Origin of the sequence: Pantoea sp. JZ2 (assembly GCF_035191405.1) — a bacterium.
Taxonomy (GTDB): domain Bacteria; phylum Pseudomonadota; class Gammaproteobacteria; order Enterobacterales; family Enterobacteriaceae; genus Pantoea; species Pantoea stewartii.
On record NZ_CP045247.1, the window covers coordinates 1,909,745 to 1,928,998 of the forward strand.

Annotated in this window: 14 protein-coding genes; 5 read left to right on the forward strand and 9 right to left on the reverse strand. The window is 57.4% G+C overall.

Annotation, left to right across the window (positions count from 1 at the left end; translation table 11 throughout):
- Positions 1–107: 107 nt before the first annotated feature.
- The 9 genes from GC087_RS09315 to glyA all read right to left on the reverse strand — a co-directional run bounded on the left by GC087_RS09315 (position 108) and on the right by glyA (position 12,154).
- Complete coding sequence (locus tag GC087_RS09315) at positions 108–866, reverse strand: 3'-5' exonuclease (RefSeq protein ID WP_324030386.1); 759 nt, start codon at positions 864–866, stop codon at positions 108–110.
- Positions 866–2,749: a DUF294 nucleotidyltransferase-like domain-containing protein gene (locus tag GC087_RS09320; RefSeq protein WP_324030387.1), complete on the reverse strand. Its 1,884-nt coding sequence runs from the start codon at positions 2,747–2,749 to the stop codon at positions 866–868. The genes GC087_RS09315 and GC087_RS09320 overlap by 1 nt, the downstream gene beginning before the upstream one ends.
- A gap of 60 nt (positions 2,750–2,809) precedes the next feature.
- Entirely contained in the window at positions 2,810–4,468 is a 1,659-nt protein-coding gene (locus GC087_RS09325; RefSeq protein WP_324030389.1) for a BCCT family transporter, read from the reverse strand.
- 155 nt (positions 4,469–4,623) lie between these two features.
- Positions 4,624–5,484, reverse strand: coding sequence for a formyltetrahydrofolate deformylase (gene purU, locus GC087_RS09330; protein ID WP_033740385.1), 861 nt, complete (start codon positions 5,482–5,484; stop codon positions 4,624–4,626).
- A gap of 66 nt (positions 5,485–5,550) precedes the next feature.
- Complete coding sequence (locus GC087_RS09335) at positions 5,551–6,225, reverse strand: sarcosine oxidase subunit gamma (RefSeq protein WP_033740383.1); 675 nt, start codon at positions 6,223–6,225, stop codon at positions 5,551–5,553.
- The gene (locus GC087_RS09340) at positions 6,218–9,238 is read right to left on the reverse strand and encodes a sarcosine oxidase subunit alpha family protein (RefSeq protein WP_324030391.1); all 3,021 of its coding nucleotides are present in this window, start codon (positions 9,236–9,238) and stop codon (positions 6,218–6,220) included. The genes GC087_RS09335 and GC087_RS09340 overlap by 8 nt, the downstream gene beginning before the upstream one ends.
- A gap of 12 nt (positions 9,239–9,250) precedes the next feature.
- Complete coding sequence (locus GC087_RS09345; RefSeq protein WP_033740381.1) at positions 9,251–9,538, reverse strand: sarcosine oxidase subunit delta; 288 nt, start codon at positions 9,536–9,538, stop codon at positions 9,251–9,253.
- 11 nt (positions 9,539–9,549) lie between these two features.
- Positions 9,550–10,803, reverse strand: a complete 1,254-nt coding sequence (locus GC087_RS09350; RefSeq protein ID WP_033740946.1) for a sarcosine oxidase subunit beta family protein — start codon at positions 10,801–10,803, stop codon at positions 9,550–9,552.
- An 85-nt stretch (positions 10,804–10,888) separates the two neighbouring features.
- Positions 10,889–12,154 (reverse strand): serine hydroxymethyltransferase, encoded by a 1,266-nt coding sequence (gene glyA / locus GC087_RS09355; RefSeq protein ID WP_324030393.1) that lies wholly within the window; start codon positions 12,152–12,154, stop codon positions 10,889–10,891.
- Positions 12,155–12,467: 313 nt separating this feature from the next.
- Here glyA and GC087_RS09360 point away from each other — a divergent pair, with 313 nt between their 5' ends.
- The 5 genes from GC087_RS09360 to dgcA all read left to right on the forward strand — a co-directional run bounded on the left by GC087_RS09360 (position 12,468) and on the right by dgcA (position 19,238).
- Positions 12,468–13,844 carry an L-serine ammonia-lyase gene (locus GC087_RS09360; RefSeq protein ID WP_054633517.1) on the forward strand — a complete coding sequence of 459 codons (1,377 nt, stop codon included), beginning with the start codon at positions 12,468–12,470 and terminating at the stop codon, positions 13,842–13,844.
- Positions 13,845–14,179: 335 nt separating this feature from the next.
- Positions 14,180–15,328 carry a choline metabolism transcriptional regulator GbdR gene (locus GC087_RS09365; RefSeq protein WP_324030395.1) on the forward strand — a complete coding sequence of 383 codons (1,149 nt, stop codon included), beginning with the start codon at positions 14,180–14,182 and terminating at the stop codon, positions 15,326–15,328.
- Between the two features lie 209 nt (positions 15,329–15,537).
- Entirely contained in the window at positions 15,538–16,515 is a 978-nt protein-coding gene (locus tag GC087_RS09370) for a dipeptidase (RefSeq protein ID WP_033740378.1), read from the forward strand.
- Positions 16,516–16,553: 38 nt separating this feature from the next.
- Positions 16,554–17,081, forward strand: a complete 528-nt coding sequence (locus tag GC087_RS09375) for a DUF5943 domain-containing protein (protein ID WP_033740376.1) — start codon at positions 16,554–16,556, stop codon at positions 17,079–17,081.
- A gap of 93 nt (positions 17,082–17,174) precedes the next feature.
- Entirely contained in the window at positions 17,175–19,238 is a 2,064-nt protein-coding gene (gene dgcA, locus GC087_RS09380; protein ID WP_324030397.1) for a dimethylglycine demethylation protein DgcA, read from the forward strand.
- Positions 19,239–19,254: the final 16 nt, after the last annotated feature.

Below are 19,254 nucleotides of genomic sequence, written 5' to 3' on the forward strand. Positions count from 1 at the left end.
AGGGCCGGCATCGGCGCGAAGTAGGCCACGGACTGTGCAGCATCGCAGGGGAAGTGCTTATCACCCATTGCGGTGTCAACACGTCAGAGAAAGCGTGACCCGACGGGTCACCCAAGATCGCCAAGCAACGTGCTGGCTGAGAAATGATGCGCAATCTGCGCCTGTAACAGTTCGGCGCAGCCCAGCGCATCGGTCAGCGCGTTGTGGGCCGGATAGTGCGGCAGATGATAACGGGCCCGACAGTCAGACAGGCGCAACGACAGTCGGGGGCGCGGTCGCCACCATTTCTGTCGCCAGCCGTTTTGCCGCTGTGCCGCAATAACGCGCGCCTCCAGCGCCAGCGTATCGATACAGGGGAACACAATGCCTTCGCCAATGCGCTTTTTAAATGCTGCATCCAGAAAAGGCTGTTCGATCCCTTTGTGATGGACCACCATCACGTTTCCCGCCATCATTGCCAGCAGCCTGAGCAGCACAACATTCAGGTCCGGGGCGCGGGCAATTGCGGAATGTGTGATGCCGTGAATAACCACCGACTCTGTTCGCAGGTCGGCACGCGGATTCAGTATCCAGTGCTGGCTGCCCTGGATACGGATGCGCGACAGGCTCATCGGCAGTAAACCGATACTGACAATATCATCATGCTGAGGATTCAGGCCGGTGGTTTCAAAATCCATCGCCAGTAAGGGAACGTCGGACAACGGTGTATCGGGTGACGGCATGCCAGACAAGTAGTAGTTTTTCAGCGCGGCATGGCGCGTTTCCCTGGCCCGTCTGGCGAGGACGGCGGGCCAGTCCTGCGGCAGCACGCTGTCCTGGCGGGCGCGAACACAGGGCGACAGCAATGCTTTATTGATATGCAGCATTAAACGCTCCGCCCTGGCTGATAGCGATATTTTAAAAATTTTTGCGCATTGCTGAGGATCTGAAAGGCATCCTTCAGATTCTTGCGCTCAAAGTCAGACAGATTAAGCGGTTCAATCCGGTTGTCCGGTTCCTGGCCGTTCTCCACATCCTGCGCCTGGTGGCGGATGCGCACCATCGAAATAAACTCCAGCGCATCCCGCAGATCCTGACCGCGTCCGTGGGGCAAAATGTCGGCCTGCATAATCGTCTGCAGCCGATCAAAGGAGTTATGCGCCGTTGCGCCCGCCGCCAGCGCATGCACACGAATCAGATCGGCCAGCGGGGCCGTTCCGCGCCGTTTCATATCAATGGATTGCGTATGCTGGCCGGAGGGCTCCATCACAAAGTTTTTAAAGAACCCCAGCGGCGGCTTTCGCAGCAAGGCATTGCGCGCCAGACAGGCGAGAAAACGGGCGTTGTGCCGCGCTTTGTGTCTGATACGCTGGTTAAGCTGTTCTCCCCATTCCACCAGGCCCCAGACGGCGTCCAGGTCGAAGAAAATCGCGCTGTCCAGCAGCGATTGCGGTGAGGGCGAATCGATCCACTCATCAAAATAGCGTTCCCAGACGGAGAGCGGCTGACACCAGCGGCTGTTTGTCGCCATGATATTTCCCTTGCAGTAGCGATAGCCGCAGGCGTCCAGCCCGTCACTCACGCGCCGGGTCAGCGCCATAAAATAGGGCGCATGGCGCAGTGGGTCATAACGGTTATCCAGGATCAGGGCATTATCCTGATCGGTGACGAGCAGTTGCTCCTGGCGGGCCATCGAACCCAGGGTAATAAAGCAGTAGGGGACCGGCGGCGGCCCCAGTTCCGCCTCGGCCAGCGCCAGCAGGCGCTGCGTGAAACTGCGACCAATGACCGCCATGGCGCGGCCAGTCATCTGCGAGTTGGCATCTTCACGTACGATGCGGCTGAAACAGGCACGCACCTCGTTTTTCAGGGCGCTCAGTTCGTCCGGGCGCTGGCAGTGAAAAATACGGCTGACGATAAACAGGCTGTTTTGCGATTCGTAGCGGATAATGTCCGATTGTGAAATCACGCCGACAGGACAGCCGTTTTTCATCACCGGCAGATGATGAATATTGTGCTGCATCATGGTCAGCATCGCTTCAGACACCAGCTGATAATGTTCCACATGGTTCAGCGGTGCGGTCATGATCGCCTTCACCGGTGTCTCAAACCCGAGTCCACCCGCGATGACCCGCTCACGCAGGTCTTTATCCGTCACGATGCCGGTCAGCGCCGGCCTGACGGCGGGGTTAACTTCTGCCATCGGCGTCACGATCAACAGCGAGGAGACATCCTCTTTACTCATTTTCACCGCGGCGTCGCGCACCGTGGCCCGGCTGTCGAGGGTAACGGGCGGTCGGCTAATCAGCGCCTCAATGCGGGAGGCCATCAGGCCGTTAGCCTCTTCTGTGCGCGCCACGGTTTGCCGGAGACGGGTGCGGTCCTCCACTTCCACTAAATCGGCAAATTCCTCGTATTTGCGAAACAGCGCATTAAAAATCGGGGCCGGGATCAGGTAAGTCAGCGTATCTTCCAGCGCGGTCACCGGAAAGCGTACGCTGTTTTCGCGCAACAAACCAAATTCGCCAAAATAGCCCCCGGCCGTCAGTCGGTTATACAGATCGCCATTGCGTCGGTAGATTTCCACCGCGCCGCTGCGAATCACATACCAGGCATCGACAGGCTGGCCAAAGGTGAGAACAGGCGTTCCGGCTTTGAAATAGCTGACCTCAATGTGCGCGGCGATGCGCGCCAGCGCCGTGAGCGGTAAGGTGTCAAACGGCGGATAGCGCTGAATGAAGTCGATAATTTCCTGATGGGCTGACTGCACGGTGACCTCCTTTTCTGCCACAGCGGACAGCCTGACCTGCGCGGTCCGCTCAACGCTGACTTACTGATTACGCACCGCAGGGGCAGAACGTGCCAGCCGCGGTTCTGACATCAGTCCTTTCACCACCGCGACTGAGGCGATCAGCAAGACCAGTGCGAACGGCAGCCCGGTCGAGACCACCATCGCCTGTAGTGCATCCAGCCCACCGCCGAGGATCAACGTTATCGCAACCAGCCCTTCAAACACGCACCAGAACACGCGTTGTGAAGTGGGAGAGTCGATCTTGCCACCGGAAGCAATAATATCGATGACCAGCGTGCCCGAATCCGCCGACGTCACAAAAAACACCACCACCAGAATAATCGCCACCACGCAGGTGATTTTTGCCAGCGGCAACGTATCCAGCATGGTGAATAACTGCAGCGGCAGAACAGCATCGGCAATGCTCTGATAGCCTTCGGTGAAATACTGATGAATGGTGGTGCCGCCCAGCACCGTCATCCACAGCACGCAGGCCAGTGACGGCACCAGCAGTACCGAGATCATGAATTCACGCACCGTGCGACCACGCGAGATGCGTGCAATGAACATCCCGACAAAGGGTGACCATGAGATCCACCATGCCCAGTAAAACGAGGTCCAGCCTGCGGCAAAATTGCTGTCAGGGCGGGCAACCGGATTCGACAGGGCGGGCAAAAACGCAAGATAGGAAGCCAGGTTTGAGAAAAAACCGCTAAACAAAATCAGGGTAGGGCCGACCACAATGATAAACAGCAGCAGTAACCCAGCCAGAATCATGTTGGCTTCAGATAACCGCCGTACGCCGACATCCAGCCCGGCCACCACCGAAAAGGTGGCAATCGCGGTGATGACGATCACCAGGACAATCTGCGTAGTTTGTCCTAATGGCACATCAAACAGAAAATTCAGGCCGGACGCCGCCTGGGAAGCGCCCAGCCCCAGCGAGGTTGCCAGACCAAACAGCGTCGCCAGTACAGCCAGGATATCAATGATGTGTCCCGGCCAGCCCCACACCGCGTCGCCCAGCAGCGGATAAAACAGCGAGCGGATCGTCAGCGGTAAACCTTTATTGAAAGAGAACAGCGCCAGACCTAATGCCAGAAAGGCGTAAATGGCCCAGGGATGCAGCGCCCAGTGAAAAATCGTGGCGGCCATCGCCAGCTGCTGCGCATTGTCGGCCGCGCCAACTGCACCATTCAGGGGAGCCCAGTCGGTACGTACACCGTTTTCCACGACGGTGCCACCCATTGAGCTGGAGAAGTGCGACAAAGGCTCGGAAACGCCATAAAACATCAGGCCAATGCCCATTCCGGCGGCAAACAGCATGGAGAACCAGGTCACGTAATTGTAGTCAGGGCGGGCCAGCGTGCCGCCGAGGCGCACTTTACCGAGGGGGGAAATAATCAGGCCGAGACAGAGAAGAACAAAAATATTTCCGGCACTGATAAAGAACCAGTCGAGTCGGGTGGTCAGCCAGTTCAGCATTCCTTTAAACAGCGGTGCCACATCACTTTGAAAGACGAGCGTTAAAACGATAAAGGCAATAATGATCATCCCGGAGAGAACAAATACCCGGTTGTGAATATCCAGACCGAAGGAGCCAACATTTACCACGATATTGTCCTGCCCCACCTGATAATCAGTATCATAAGGTGCGACGTCCCCGTCAGGCAGCATGGGATCTCTGGCGTCTGCCATAATCATTTCCTCGCGATTTGTTCGTTGTTGTTAATGCCATCCTCAGCACGCCGGGCTGGCTCTGTTTTAGTTAACGGACATCGTTTCGCTCATCCCTGACAATCCCTGTTTTCCTGTGGTGCAAGAGTGCGGCTATCAGTCGCCTTTCCTTTCATTCAGCTGAACACCACCGTACGTTTTCCGCTTAAAAACACCCGTTTTTCGACGTGATAACGCACGGCATTAAATAACGTTACCCGCTCAATATCCTGTCCACGACTAATCAGGTCATCCGGATAAAGGGCGTGATCGACGCTCTGAATGCCCTGGGTAATAATCGGCCCTTCATCCAGATCGTTATTCACATAGTGGGCAGTGGCGCCGACCATTTTTACCCCTTTTTCCCAGGCCTGATGGTAAGGGCGCGCGCCTTTAAAGCCCGGCAGCAGGGAGTGATGAATATTGATGGCTTTTCCGTCGAGTTTTTCGCACATGGCAGGTGACAGGACCTGCATATAACGGGCCAGCACTACCAGGTCGATATGATGCTGCGCCAGCAGCGCCATAATGCGGGCTTCCTGTTCGGCGCGGTTCGCGTTATTTACCGGCAGATGGTAATAAGGAATACCGTGCCATTCGGCCAGGGAACAGAGATCGGGATGGTTAGAAATGATCAGCGGGACATCAATATTGAGCTGGCCGGTGCGGTGACGAAATAACAGATCGTTAAGACAGTGATCGAATTTAGACACCAGAATAGCGACGCGTTCGCGATGCTGCGGCGGCGTGAGTTGCCAGTGCATTTCAAAGGGCATCACGCGCGGCGTGAAATTATCCCGAAAAAGGTCGGTACTGAAGGGGGAGGCGGGTGAAAAGGCAACGCGAATAAAAAAACGGTGACTGACCCTGTCATCAAAAGAGTGTATTTCATTGATGTAGTGACCGGACTCTGCCATGAATCGGGTCACAACATCCACGGTACCCAGTTTACTCGGGCAACTGGCGGTAAAAATCCATGAATCGGGCAGCGCGCTCATGGGCAGCTCCTGTGAAGAAGAGAAACGCGTGCCGTCGGAAACGCGTCCGGCCGGCACAACAGGGCATTACTTCGTAATGGTCAGGCCATATTCACGACTGGCATCCTGTAACCACAGCCAGATGTAGTCGGCGAAGCTACGACGGACGACCAGTTCCCAGCGGTCTTCGCCGGTCCGGCGGATCAGTGCGCTGCTTTTAGCAAATACCGAACCTGCGACTTTGCCCACCGGGAACGCACGGGGATGAAGATCCAACACCGTGCTTTTCTTCAGCACATCAATGGCATGTTTGCCGGAGAGCGTCAGTATCGTCTGTCCGCCGCTGACGTTGACCACGGAGTAGTGACCGTCAATCTCTGCGCGCAACGCTTTTTCCACCGGAAACAGCTGATCCATTGGCAGAACCACCAGCCATTCGTCGGGACTCAGCCAGCGCACAGAAATGTCGCCCTCTTCACAGGAGGTAAGGGGGACGGTGGGCAGCGCTACACCCAGCACCGTCAGGCAACCCCGCATAAAACTCCGGTTCTGCTGTGAACCGCGCAGCACCAGATGGCCCAGCAGCGCCTGTTCGCGCAGCTGAACGCCACCGGGCTGCGCATGGCTGGCCGCCAGCTTGTCCAGCCCGACGTGATGCAAAGGGGATTCGGCGCGTACCTGCGCAGGCGCACACTGATCCATGACCGCCACCTGTCTGACAGTCTTTGCCGGTTTGGTTTCAGGTAAGAGGGTTTCAGACATGTTGACGTTCTCCTTTCGGATCGATAAAGATCGTGCTGCAGATTTCCGCTTCGACCACCCGGCCATCGGCCAGCGGGTAGAATACGGTTTCGCCCATGCGAGACAGCCCGCCTTTGATAAAGCCCATGGCGATGCTGCGATTCAGGTTAGCGCTCCAGTAGCTGGAGCTGATGTGGCCCAGGATATCCATCGGGACAGGCTGAGCAGGATCGGCCACCGCCTGCGCGCCTTCCGGCAAGACGATCATAGGATCGCGTGTTTTCAGCCCGACCAGCTGTTTGCGCTGGTCACGTACGCAGTCAGCCCGCGCCATGCCGCGTTTGCCGATATAGCTGAACGGTTTTGTGTCCGCGACGCACCAGCTCATATTGAGATCGTGCGGCGTCACCGAGCCGTCGGTGTCCTGACCGGCAATGATGAATCCCTTCTCGGCGCGCAGGATATGCATGGTTTCGGTGCCGTAAGGCGTCAGATCGTATTTTGCGCCGTGCGCAAAGAGTTTCTCCCAGACGTACAGGCCGTAATTGGCCTGTACGTTGATCTCAAACGACAGCTCACCGGTAAAGGAGATACGGAAGAGTCGTGCCGGTACGCCCGCTATCTTGCCTTCCTGCCAGTCCATAAACTTAAAGGTCTCTTTGTCCAGCGAGACGTCGCTGCACAGTTCAGCCAGTAAATTGCGGCTGTCGGGGCCGGATACGGTCATCGTGGCCCAGTGATCGGTCACGCTGGTAAAGAACACTTCCAGCTCCGGCCATTCGGTCTGATGGTACAGCTCCAGCCATTCCATGACGTGTGCCGCGCCGCCGGTGGTGGTGGTCATCAGGAAGTGGTTTTCCGCCAGGCATGACGTCACGCCATCGTCGAACACCATGCCGCTTTCGCCGCACATCAGACCGTAACGGCATTTGCCGACGCCCAGTTTGGCCCAGGCGTTGGTATAAACACGGCTGATAAACTCACGGGCATCTTTGCCCTGAATATCAATTTTGCCCAGCGTGGACGCATCCAGAATACCCACGCCATTGCGCACCGCACGACATTCGCGATCCAGCGTCTGTTGCATCGTTTCGCCGGCACGCGGGTAGTACCAGGGGCGCTTCCACTGGCCGACATCCTCGAACATCGCACCTTGCCTGACATGCCACGGGTGCATGGCGGTGAAGCGTTTGGGTTCAAACAGTTCACCACAGTTACGCCCCGCGATAGCGCCAAAGGCGATCGGCGTATAGTTCGGACGAAATACCGTGGTCCCGGTCTCGGGGATGCTCTTGCCCATCACTTTGGCGGCAATCGCCATGCCGTTGATATTGCCCAGCTTTCCCTGATCGGTACCAAACCCCATTGCCGTATAGCGTTTAATGTGCTCAATCGCTTCAAACCCTTCCCGCGTTGCCAGAGCGATACCGGCGGCCGTAACGTCATTCTGCAAATCCACAAACTGCTTGGGTGCGCGGCTGATCGGTTTGATGTGCGGAATATGGAACAGGGCGGCGGGCGGATATTCCAGCCACTTTTTCACGTCGGGCAGGGCGACCTCGACCGGCGTCAGGCCCAGCTTCAGCGCAGCGTCCTGTCCGGCATTGATGCCTTCCTGCAGCACGTTATCAAGCGCATAGCGCCCGTTGATGCCGCCTGCCGTCAACTGCTTCTGATGTGTCGGCCCGGGCAGGAAACCCGTCACGTCCGTGTTCCAGACCGGACGGCTGCCGGTATGGCCCGCCAGATGAATGACCGGGCTCCAGCCCCCAGAGCTGGCTACGGTGTCGCAGGTGAGGGAAAAGGGCTTGCCGGCGATCGCCTCACCTTTTTTATCCAGGGCGGCAATCGTGACGCCGCTGACGCGCTTTTTGCCCTTTACTTCAATAACGGCACTGCCGGTGATGATTCGAATACCGCGGCCACGAACAGCGGCGGCCAGTTCACCTTTGGTCACGGTTCGGGTATCTACCACGGCGACCACCTCGCGTCCCGCATCAGCCCAGTCGAGCGCGGTTCGGTAAGCGCTGTCATTGGTGGTCATCAGCACCAGTTGGTGCCCAGGCACCACGCCATAGCGGTTGATGTAGGTGGAGATGGCAGAAGGGATCATGCAGCCCGGTACATCGTTATGGCTAAACACCAGCGGTCGCTCCTGGGCACCGGTGGCCAGCACGACCCAGTGTGCCCGGACGCGGTGCATACGCTGGCGAACCTGTGCCGCCGCAGCGCGATCGCCTTTGTAGTCGGTTCGGTTCTCGTTAACGGTAAGAAAGTTATGGTCGTGATAGCCATTCACCGTGGCGCGCGTCAGCAGCGTCACCTCCGGCATCGTCGCCAGTTCCGCCACCACCTTGTTGACCCATTCCATCGCCGGTTTGCCGTCAATCTGTTCCCGGCTGGCAAGCAGATGGCCACCGAATTCATCCTGCTCATCCGCCAGGATGACGCGGGCGCCGCTGCGACCGGCGGCGAGTGCCGCCATCAGGCCCGCAGGCCCGCCGCCCACAACCATGAGATCGCAATGCTGGTTCATGGCGTCATAGATATCGGGATCTTTCTCGCGTGGCGCGCGACCCAGACCGGCGGCTTTGCGGATGAATTTCTCATAGGTCGGCCACATCGATTGCGGATACATAAAGGTTTTGTAGTAAAACCCCGGCGGCATCACTTTGCCGCCAAGGTTGCCTACCAGACTCATCAGGTCGGATTCGACAGACGGCCAGCCGTTGGTGGCCGAACAGACCAGGCCGTCATAAAGGGCCTGCTGGGTAGCGCGCACGTTTGGCACCTGCGTGGCTTCTGTCGCGCCAAGCTGTAGCACTGCGTTCGGCTCTTCAGCGCCGGCGGCGACAATGCCGCGTGGACGGCTGTATTTAAAACTGCGACCGACAATATCAATGCCGTTGGCGAGCAGGGCGGAGGCGACGGTATCGCCTTCATAGCCCTGATACGGCTTGCCATTCCACGTAAAAGTCAGCGTACTGGAACGGTTAATTCTGCCGCCGGACGGCAGGCGATTCTTCTGGCTCATGCGCTCCGCTCCTTACGCGTGTTCACGGGATTCAGGCTGTTCGTTGAGTGTGTAAACCTGTTTGATCTCATAAGTCTGGGTATCACGTACCAGATTAAAGAATTTGCGGCATCCCGCGCTGTGCACCCAAAGTTCGTGATGTAATCCGCGCGGGTTTTTACGGAAATAGAGAAAGGTTCCCCACGCTTCATCACTGCACTGATCCGGGTTAGCAGGCCGCGCGATATGCGCCTGGCCACGGGGATGAAACTCTTCTTCTTCGCGATACTCACCACAGTGAGGACAGTAAATGTGCAGCATGTTGTCACTCCTTAGTGGGCTACGCCTGCGGCGCCATGTTCATCGACCAGCGCACCAGTATAAAACCGGGACAGGGCGAAGGGTTCGGCAATCGGGTGCGGCGTGCCGTGCGCTAACTGATGGGCAAAAAGGTTGCCGGAGCCAGGCGTAGCCTTAAAGCCACCGGTGCCCCAGCCGCAGTTAAAGAACAGGTTGCGCACCGGGGTGGACGAGAGAATCGGGCTGGCATCCGGGCAGGTGTCGACAATGCCGCCCCACTGACGGTTCATGCGGACACGGCTGGTGCACGGAAACAGCTCAACAATCGCCTGAATGGTGTGTTCGATGACGCTGTAGGAGCCGCGCTGACCATAGCCGACCCAGCCATCAATACCTGCGCCGATGACCAGATCACCTTTATCTGACTGACTCATATAGCCATGCACATGGTTGGACATGACGACGGTATCCAGGAAGGGCTTGATCGGCTCGGAGACCAGCGCCTGAAGCGGATGGGATTCAACCGGCAACTCAAAGCCGGCCATTTTGGCCATCACGCCAGAGTTACCGGCGGTGACGCACCCCACACGATCCGCTTTAATTACGCCGTGGTGGCGGGTTTTGACGCCGGTGATTTTGCCGTCACTGATTTCCATATCAATGACCTCGCAGTTCTGAATCAGATCGACGCCCAGGCTGTCCGCCGCACGGGCATAACCCCAGGCCACCGCATCGTGACGGGCATTGCCCCCGCGCCGCTGCACCGACGCGCCCAGTACCGGATAGCGCGCATCTTTGCTGCAGTCCAGTGCGGGGATCTCTTTCTGTAACTGGTCGCCGTAAACCATCTCGTTGTCGATGCCCTGCAGGCGATTGGCATTCGCCAGTCGTTCATTGGTGCGCAGGTCCTGCAACGTATGGCAGGTGTGATAAACCCCACGCTGAGAGAACATCTGGTTGTAGTTCAGCTCTTGTGACAGGCCTTCCCATAATTTCATGGCGTGCTCATACAGCGCTGCGGATTCATCCCACAGGTAGTTGGAGCGGACAATCGTTGTGTTACGGCAGATGTTGCCGCCGCCAAGATGGCCTTTTTCCAGCACCGCCACGTTGGTGATGCCGTGCTCTTTCGCCAGATAGTAGGCGGTAGCCAGACCGTGCCCCCCGCCGCCGATGATAATAACGTCGTAGCGTTTCTGCGGGGTGGGGTTGCGCCAGACTTTCTGCCAGTTCTCGTGATAGCTCAGACTGTGCCTGAGCAGGCCAAATCCTGAATAGCGTTGCATCATTTCTACTCCAGTAACTCTCGCGCGTGGGCGAATTGACAGACGATAAAACCGCGCCGCCGACCGAAGCCGGTGGCCGCCTGGCCTAACGGTAAACCGGGAAGTCCGCGCACAGGGACAGCACCTGCTGCTTCACCTGAGCAATCTTCGTCTCCAGCATGTCGGCGTTGTTCATCACATCCAGGATGTCGGCAATCCAGCCGGCCAGCATGCGACAGTGCGCTTCGCTGAAGCCGCGCGTGGTAACAACCGGCGCGCCAATGCGCAGACCGGAGGTCACAAACGGGGATTGTGGATCGCCGGGAACGGCATTTTTGTTGACGGTAATGTTGGCGCGTCCCAGCGCCGCATCGGCCGCTTTACCGGTCAGCCCCTGTTTAATCAGGCTGAGTAAAAACAGGTGGTTGTCGGTGCCGCCTGAGACCACATCGTAGCCACGCGTCATAAACACGTCGGCCATCGCGCGGGCATTGTTGACCACGCGACGCTGGTAGTCGGTATAGTCAGGCTGCATGGCCTCTTTAAAGGCGACGGCTTTGGCGGCGATCACATGCATCAACGGACCGCCCTGGCCGCCCGGAAACACGGCAGCGTTGAGCTTTTTCTCCAGCTCGGGGTTGGTTTTTGCCAGAATCAGGCCGCCGCGCGGACCGCGCAGGGTTTTATGCGTGGTGGTAGTGACCACATCGGCATAGGGCAGTGGAGTGGGATAAAGGCCCGCCGCGACCAGGCCCGCCACATGCGCCATGTCGACAAACAGCCAGGCACCGACCTTATCGGCAATGGCGCGGAAGCGCGCCCAGTCCACGACGCGTGAGTAGGCCGAGAAACCGGCGACGATCATTTTCGGCCGATGTTCCAGCGCCAGCGCTTCGACCTGTTCATAATCAATTTCGCCGCTGGCTTCATTCAGGCCGTACTGCACGGCACGGTAAATTTTGCCGGAGAAGCTGACATGGGCGCCGTGCGTCAGATGACCGCCGTGCGCCAGGCTCATGCCCAGAATGGTGTCGCCCGGCTGGCACAACGCCATATAGACCGCCGCATTCGCCTGCGAGCCCGAATGGGGCTGCACGTTAGCGTAATCGGCACCAAACAGCGCACAGGCACGTTCTGTTGCCAGTTTTTCGACTACGTCGACATATTCACAGCCGCCGTAGTAGCGCTTCCCCGGATAGCCTTCTGCATATTTATTGGTCAGTACCGTACCCTGAGCCTGCATCACGCGCGGGCTGGTGTAATTCTCGGAGGCGATAAGCTCAATATGCTCTTCCTGACGCACCGCTTCCTGTTCAATGGCCTGCCACAGTTCACTGTCAAAGCTTTGAATATCGTCGCGCTTCGCAAACATGCTTTTCTCCTTGCCCGGATAACCACGCAGCGCCTGCTTTGGGCCTGAACCGTTCAGGGCAGCGGTAGAGTGAATGTGGGAGGGATAATAACCAGCGTCACCGATGCCGGAATGTTTGGTAGCGCCCCGGCGATGTCAATTTGCGACATACCCACGCAAGGCGGACACATTGAACGGTGAGGAACGGCAGAAAGGGCAAAACATGGCGAATTCATCGCCAAATACGTCGTTATCCGGCATCTCTTGTTTTTCATCCGCGCAGATAATGCGGCTGTCATTCACTCAACGGCAGGCATAAGCCCGGGAGCGCAACATGAGTATCAGTGTCTTCGATCTGTTCAAAGTCGGAATTGGTCCCTCCAGTTCACATACCGTTGGCCCTATGCGCGCGGCACAACGCTTTGTCGAACCGCTCGGTCACCGTGAGGATCGTGGGATGATTTACCGCATCAAAGTCGAACTGTTTGGTTCGCTCAGCGCCACCGGGCGCGGGCACAGTACGGATAAAGCGGTACTGATGGGGCTGATGGGCGCCTCACCCGATACCGTCGATCCCGCTACGATCAACAGCACGATACAGGCGATTGATGAAACCGGCTCCCTCACGCTGCCCTGGGGAGAAAACATTGCGTTCGACAGCCATGAGGACCTGCTGTTTGTCGATGATGTGCTCGCTTACCATCCGAACGCGATGCGTCTGAGCGCGTTTTACCGCAACGGGCAAAGCCGTTCGACCGTGTATTACTCCATTGGGGGCGGATTTGTGCTGGATGAGGATGAGGCGCTGGCGTCGGCACATCGGGTGCCACAGTGCACGCTGCCCTACGACTTTAACAGCGGCGCCGCTTTGCTGGCACACTGTGCGGACCGGCAGTTACGCATCAGTGCACTGATGCTGGAGAATGAAAAAGTCTGGCGCACGGAGGCCGGGATTCGGACCGGTCTGGCGCAGATCTGGCAGGTGATGCAGCAGTGCATTGCCAATGGTCTGGAAAATGAAGGCATCCTGCCGGGAGGGCTTAACGTGCGCCGACGAGCGCCCATGCTCTACCGATCGCTGTGCCGCGCCTCAGCGGAAAATGTGATCAGTTCAACCCTGTCGGCGATGGACTGGATCAACCTCTATGCGCTGGCGGTCAATGAGGAGAATGCGGCAGGCGGGCGTATGGTTACCGCGCCCACGAACGGGGCGGCAGGTATTATCCCGGCGGTACTGATGTACTACATGAAGTTTGAACCCCAGGCGCGCGAAGACGATGTGGTCGATTTTCTGCTCGCGGCGGCGGCGATCGGCGCACTGTGCAAGAAAAATGCTTCCATTTCGGGGGCCGAAGTCGGCTGCCAGGGTGAGGTGGGGTCCGCCTGTGCTATGGCAGCAGCCGGCCTGACCGAGGTGCTGGGTGGCACACCCGAGCAGGTCGAAAACGCCGCCGAGATTGCGCTGGAGCATAATCTCGGTCTGACCTGCGATCCGGTTGGCGGGCTGGTGCAGGTGCCGTGCATCGAACGCAATGCCATTGCGGCAATGAAAGCGATAAACGCGGCACAGATGGCGCTGCGCGGCGACGGTCAGCACTTTATTTCGCTGGATAAAGTGATTCGCACCATGCGCGACACCGGACGGGATATGCAGGATAAATACAAGGAAACCTCGCGCGGCGGGCTGGCGGTCAACGCGATTGAATGTTAACGATGTGTTGGTTTTTGGTTACTTGTGCTTATGGGTTCGAATAAAAAACAGCCAGAAAAACACGTCACAAAACAGTGCAATAAAACCGTCATATGACTAAAACGGTTCAGCGAGTGCACCGTTATGAAGCCTGCCTGCGTTGAAAGGGCAGCAATGATCAAATCTGTGAAGCTGAACAAACATTTGTTTCGCTTATGTTAACTATGTGTCATTTTTGCGTCTTGCGACCTGGTGACGAATGGCATGGCTGTTGCTTACTCTATAGGTGTTGGAAAGCAGTTGGGTGAAATACCCCTGGGTGATGTTCCTGTTAAGCCTAATAGAGGTCAGCGCACATGTTCGATACAGACGCAATTCATAAACGTTCCTCTACTGAAAATAAAACGCGCAGCGTAGGCTTTTTGCTGGTGAATAACTTCACCATGATCGCGCTGGCAACCGCCGTTGAACCCTTACGCATGGCGAACCAGCTGAGCGGCAAGGAGCTGTACAGCTGGTATACCGTCAGTGAAGAGGGCGCGCCCGTTGTCGCCAGTGACGGGATTGCCATTACACCCGACCATTCGATGGCGAACGTGCCGGCACTGGATGTCATGATTGTGGTCGGCGGTGTCAACATTACCCGCAGCTATTCCAGTCGACAGATTGGCTGGCTGCAAAGTCTGGCGCGCCGTAAGATCCTGATTGGTGGCATCTGTACCGGCCCGTACCTGCTGGCGGAAGCGGGGCTGCTGGATGGCTATCACTGCAGCGCCCACTGGGAATGCATAGCCTCCATGCAGGAAGCCTATCCCCGCGTGATCTGCACCAATCAGCTGTTTGTGATTGAGCAGGATCGCATGACCAGCAGTGGCGGTACTGTACCGATGGATATGATGCTGACGATGATTCAACGGCATTTTGGCCATCAGCTCACCGCCGCCATTTCAGAGATGTTTATCTGCGACCGGGTCCGCAACGAGTCCGACTACCAGCGTATTCCCCTGCGCCATGTACTCGGCACCGCCCAGCCCAGCCTGGTCGAAGCCGTTTCCCTGATGGAGGCCAATATCGAAGAGGCCATCGATCTGGATGAACTGGCCGGATACGTGGGCCTGTCCCGGCGACAGCTGGAACGGCTGTTCCAGAAATATCTGCACTGTTCGCCCTCACGTTACTACTTAAAGCTGCGTCTGTTCCGCGCCCGTCAGTTATTAAAACAAACCTCCATGTCGATTATTGAAATTGCGCTGGCCTGCGGTTTTGTTTCCACGCCGCACTTCAGTAAATGCTATCGCGAACACCTTGGCGTGCCGCCGCGTGAAGAGCGGCGCGGCGTTCACAGCCAGGGAAGCGGCAAAACGCTGACGCAGTTTTTTATGGCCGACCTGCCCGGGCTGACTAACTGGCAGCAGGAAAGCACCGTCTCCACCTCCCTGCGTATTCTGAACGAAGCGCGGTTTGAACCCACCTTTGGCTCCGTCACGCTGCCGGGCAATCTCTGACGCCTGTCTTACCCCACTGCGTCAGCAAAAAACAGCCTTTCGGGGCTGTTTTTTGCTTCGGGTCCCGCAACATATTGCCGTTTTTCTGTGCCCTGAACTGCGCCAGCGGTCAGGCAAGTGACGTTTTCAGAACAATTCTGCCCGCGCGTAAACCCTATTCTGTTTTCATCAGGCCGCATCCGGTTATGACGTAAACCAGAGAGGAAGATATGAACGCGACTGAATTGCATGATTCTGCGATTGTCATTGATGGGTTGGTCATTGCGAAGTGGGACAGAGCGCTGTTTGAAGATATGCGCCGCGGCGGACTCACCGCGGCCAACTGCACGGTATCCGTGTGGGAGGGCTTCCAGAGCACGGTGAATAACATCGTCGAGATGAATCACCTGATTGCGCAAAACGCCGATCTGGTCACCAAAGTCACCACGACGCGCGATATCCGCCGCGCTAAGGACGAAGGCAAAACCGGGATTCTGCTGGGCTTCCAGAACGCCCATGCGTTTGAAGACCAGCTTGGCTATATCCAGGTGTTTAAAGAACTGGGTGTCGGTGTGGTGCAGATGGCCTATAACACGCAGAACCTGGTCGGTACCGGCTGCTATGAGCGTGACGGCGGCCTCTCGGGCTACGGCCATGAAGTCGTGGCGGAAATGAACCGCGTCGGCATGCTGTGCGACCTGTCGCACGTCGGCGCGCAAACCTCGAAAGAGGTGATCCTCGCCTCGAAAAAACCGGTGTGCTACTCACACTGCCTGCCGTCAGGTCTGAAAGATCACCCGCGCAATAAATCGGATGAAGAGTTGAAGTTTATTGCCGATCACGGCGGCTTTGTTGGCGTCACCATGTTTACCCCGTTTTTAAAGAACGGTATTCACTCCACCATCGAGGATTATGTCGAAGCCATCGACTACATCTTTAACCGGGTCGGGGAAGACCAAATCGGCATTGGCACCGATTTCACCCAGGGACATGGCCAGGCATTTTTCGAATGGCTGACTCACGACAAAGGCTACGCCCGCCAGTTAACGGACTTCGGCAAGATCATCAACCCGGAGGGCATTCGTACTTTGGGCGAATTCCCGAATTTAACCGCCGCCTTGTTACGTCACGGCTTCACCGAAAAGCAGGTGCGTAAATTTATGGGCGAAAACTGGCTCAATCTGCTGGCCAATGTCTGGAACGAGTAAATCCGTTACCCATTCCTGTGAACACGTGAGGTTAAACCATGGCACATGCGCCTGAAATGCCTATCAGCGTCGATGATGAAACCGGCGTCTGGACCACCGATGCGTTACCGATGTTGTACGTACCGCGCCACTTTTTTGTGAATAACCATATGGGCATCGAAGAGGAAATTGGTGCAGAACGCTATGCCGCGATCCTCTACAAAGCGGGCTATAAATCCGCCTGGCACTGGTGTCAGAAAGAGGCCGAACTGCACGGTTTTTCGGGTGAGGCGGTGTTTGAACACTACATGAAACGCCTTTCTCAGCGCGGCTGGGGCTTTTTTACCACCGAGTCGCTGGACCTGAAGCAGGGGACCGCGCGCATCCGGCTCGATCACTCCGCGTTTGTGTATCAGTACGGCAAAGTGAACCGTAAGGTGGACTACATGTTTACCGGCTGGTTTGCCGGTGCCATGGACCAGATCGCCGAAAGCCTGGGCTACAGCGTAAGAACGCAGGCGGTGCAGACGCAGAGTGCGGCGGAAGAGGGCTGTGATTACGGTATCTTCACCGTTTCGCCGCGCTAAACACGCACGCGCCGCAGCCTGCTGCGTAAGACGCATGACCTGAAGGAACCGCTGGCTGGCGGCGGGCTATCAGAATTACGTGAAGGTGAAGCTATGTCACAGTTTGATCTGCTGTTTGAGCCATTGAAGATAAATAAACTGACTATCCGCAACCGCATTGTCAGCACGGCCCATGCCGAGGTGTACGCCACGGATGGCGGAATGACCACCGATCGCTACGTGAAATACTATGAAGAGAAAGCGAAGGGAGGATGTGGCCTCTGTATCTGCGGCGGCTCAAGCGTCGTGTCCATCGACAGTCCGCAGAGCTGGTGGAGCTCGGTCAACCTGAGCACTGATCGTATCATTCCGCACTTTCAGAATCTGGCCGATGCCGTGCATCAGCACGGCGGCAAAATCATGATTCAGATTAGCCATATGGGTCGCCGTTCACGCTGGGATGGGGAAAACTGGCCGAATCTGATGTCGCCGTCCGGTATTCGTGAACCGGTGCACCGCGCCACCTGTAAAACGATCGAGGAAGAGGAGATCTGGCGCGTCATTGGCGATTTCGCCAAAGCGGCGGTGCGGGCGAAAGCGGGCGGCCTGGATGGTGTCGAGTTATCGGCCGTGCATCAGCATATGATCGACCAGTTCTGGTCGCCGCGCGTCAATAAGCGCACGGATGAATGGGGTGGCAGCTTTGAAAAACGGATGCGTTTTGGCCTTGAAGTCCTGACTGCCGTGCGTGACGCGGTGGGGCCGGACTTTGTGGTGGGCATGCGCATCACCGGCGATGAGTTCCATCCGGACGGCCTCAGCCATGAGGACATGCGCCAGATTGCCGCGTACTACGATAAAATCGGCCTGGTCGATTATTTCGGTGTGGTCGGTTCCGGCTGTGACACCCACAACACGCTGGCTAACGTGATCCCCAACATGAGTTATCCGCCCGAGCCGTTCCTGCACCTGGCGGCAGGCATTAAAGAAGTGGTCTCGGTGCCGGTGATCCATGCGCAGAATATTAAAGATCCCAATCAGGCACAGCGCATTCTCGCCGCGGGCTATGTGGACTTTGTCGGCATGACGCGCGCCCACATCGCCGATCCGCACCTTATCGCCAAAATCAAAATGAATCAGGTAGACCAGATTCGTCAGTGCGTCGGGGCGAACTACTGTATCGACCGTCAGTATATGGGGCTGGATGTGCTGTGTATTCAGAACGCGGCCACCTCGCGCGAGTACATGGGGCTGCCGCATATCATTACCAAAACCGACGGCCCTGTGCGCAACGTCGTGGTCATCGGCGGCGGGCCTGGCGGACTGGAAGCCGCACGCGTGGCAGCCGAGCGCGGTCATAAGGTGACGCTGATCGAGCGCGCCAGTGAACTGGGCGGGCAGATCACCATTGCCGCCAAAGCGCCGCAGCGCGACCAGATGGCGGGGATTACGCGCTGGCTAGCGATGGAGCTGGCGCGCCTTAAAGTTAACGTTATGACTGATACAACAGCGGATACGGCGATGATCCGGGACCTGAATCCGGATGTCTGCATCCTCGCTACGGGTGGACAACCTTTCCTTGAACAAAATCCGGAATGGGGCGCAGCCGACGGAAGGGTGGTCTCCAGCTGGGACATTCTCAACGGCGTGGTGGAGCCGGGCAAAAACGTACTGGTGTACGACGCCATCTGTGAATTCTCTGGCATGTCCGCCGCCGACTTCCTGGCGGCACGCGGCGCGTTAGTCGAACTGGTCACTGGCGACATCAAACCCGGCATTGGCATCGGCGGCACGACGTTCCCAACCTACTATCGCAGCCTGTATGAAAAAGCGGTCGTGATGACCGCTGATCTGGCGCTGGAGAAAGTGTATCGCGAAGGCGAGAAGCTGGTGGCGGTGCTGGAAAATGAGTATACCGGCCAGAAAGAGGAGCGGGTGGTCGATCAGATCGTGGTCGAGAACGGCACGCGTCCTGATGAGGCGCTGTACTACGCGCTGAAAGCCGAATCGCGCAACAACGGGCAGATTGATGTAGAGGCGCTGTTTGACATCAAACCGCAGCCGGTGTTGTCGCAGCCGGGCAGCGGCATGATCCTCTGGCGCCTGGGCGACTGCGTGTCGCAACGCAATGCCCACGCCGCGATTTACGATGCACTGCGTCTGTGTAAGGACCTGTAATTCGCCGTCGTTGACG

Coding starts and splice junctions, on each gene's coding strand:
- GC087_RS09360 (WP_054633517.1), top strand. CDS start 12,468: ATGAGTATCAGTGTCTTCGATCTGTTCAAAGTCGGAATTGGTCCCTCC.
- glyA (WP_324030393.1), bottom strand. CDS start 12,154: ATGTTTGCGAAGCGCGACGATATTCAAAGCTTTGACAGTGAACTGTGG.
- GC087_RS09315 (WP_324030386.1), bottom strand. CDS start 866: ATGCTGCATATCAATAAAGCATTGCTGTCGCCCTGTGTTCGCGCCCGC.
- GC087_RS09340 (WP_324030391.1), bottom strand. CDS start 9,238: ATGAGCCAGAAGAATCGCCTGCCGTCCGGCGGCAGAATTAACCGTTCC.
- GC087_RS09325 (WP_324030389.1), bottom strand. CDS start 4,468: ATGGCAGACGCCAGAGATCCCATGCTGCCTGACGGGGACGTCGCACCT.
- GC087_RS09350 (WP_033740946.1), bottom strand. CDS start 10,803: ATGCAACGCTATTCAGGATTTGGCCTGCTCAGGCACAGTCTGAGCTAT.
- dgcA (WP_324030397.1), top strand. CDS start 17,175: ATGTCACAGTTTGATCTGCTGTTTGAGCCATTGAAGATAAATAAACTG.
- GC087_RS09375 (WP_033740376.1), top strand. CDS start 16,554: ATGGCACATGCGCCTGAAATGCCTATCAGCGTCGATGATGAAACCGGC.
- GC087_RS09370 (WP_033740378.1), top strand. CDS start 15,538: ATGAACGCGACTGAATTGCATGATTCTGCGATTGTCATTGATGGGTTG.
- GC087_RS09365 (WP_324030395.1), top strand. CDS start 14,180: ATGTTCGATACAGACGCAATTCATAAACGTTCCTCTACTGAAAATAAA.
- purU (WP_033740385.1), bottom strand. CDS start 5,484: ATGAGCGCGCTGCCCGATTCATGGATTTTTACCGCCAGTTGCCCGAGT.
- GC087_RS09335 (WP_033740383.1), bottom strand. CDS start 6,225: ATGTCTGAAACCCTCTTACCTGAAACCAAACCGGCAAAGACTGTCAGA.
- GC087_RS09345 (WP_033740381.1), bottom strand. CDS start 9,538: ATGCTGCACATTTACTGTCCTCACTGTGGTGAGTATCGCGAAGAAGAA.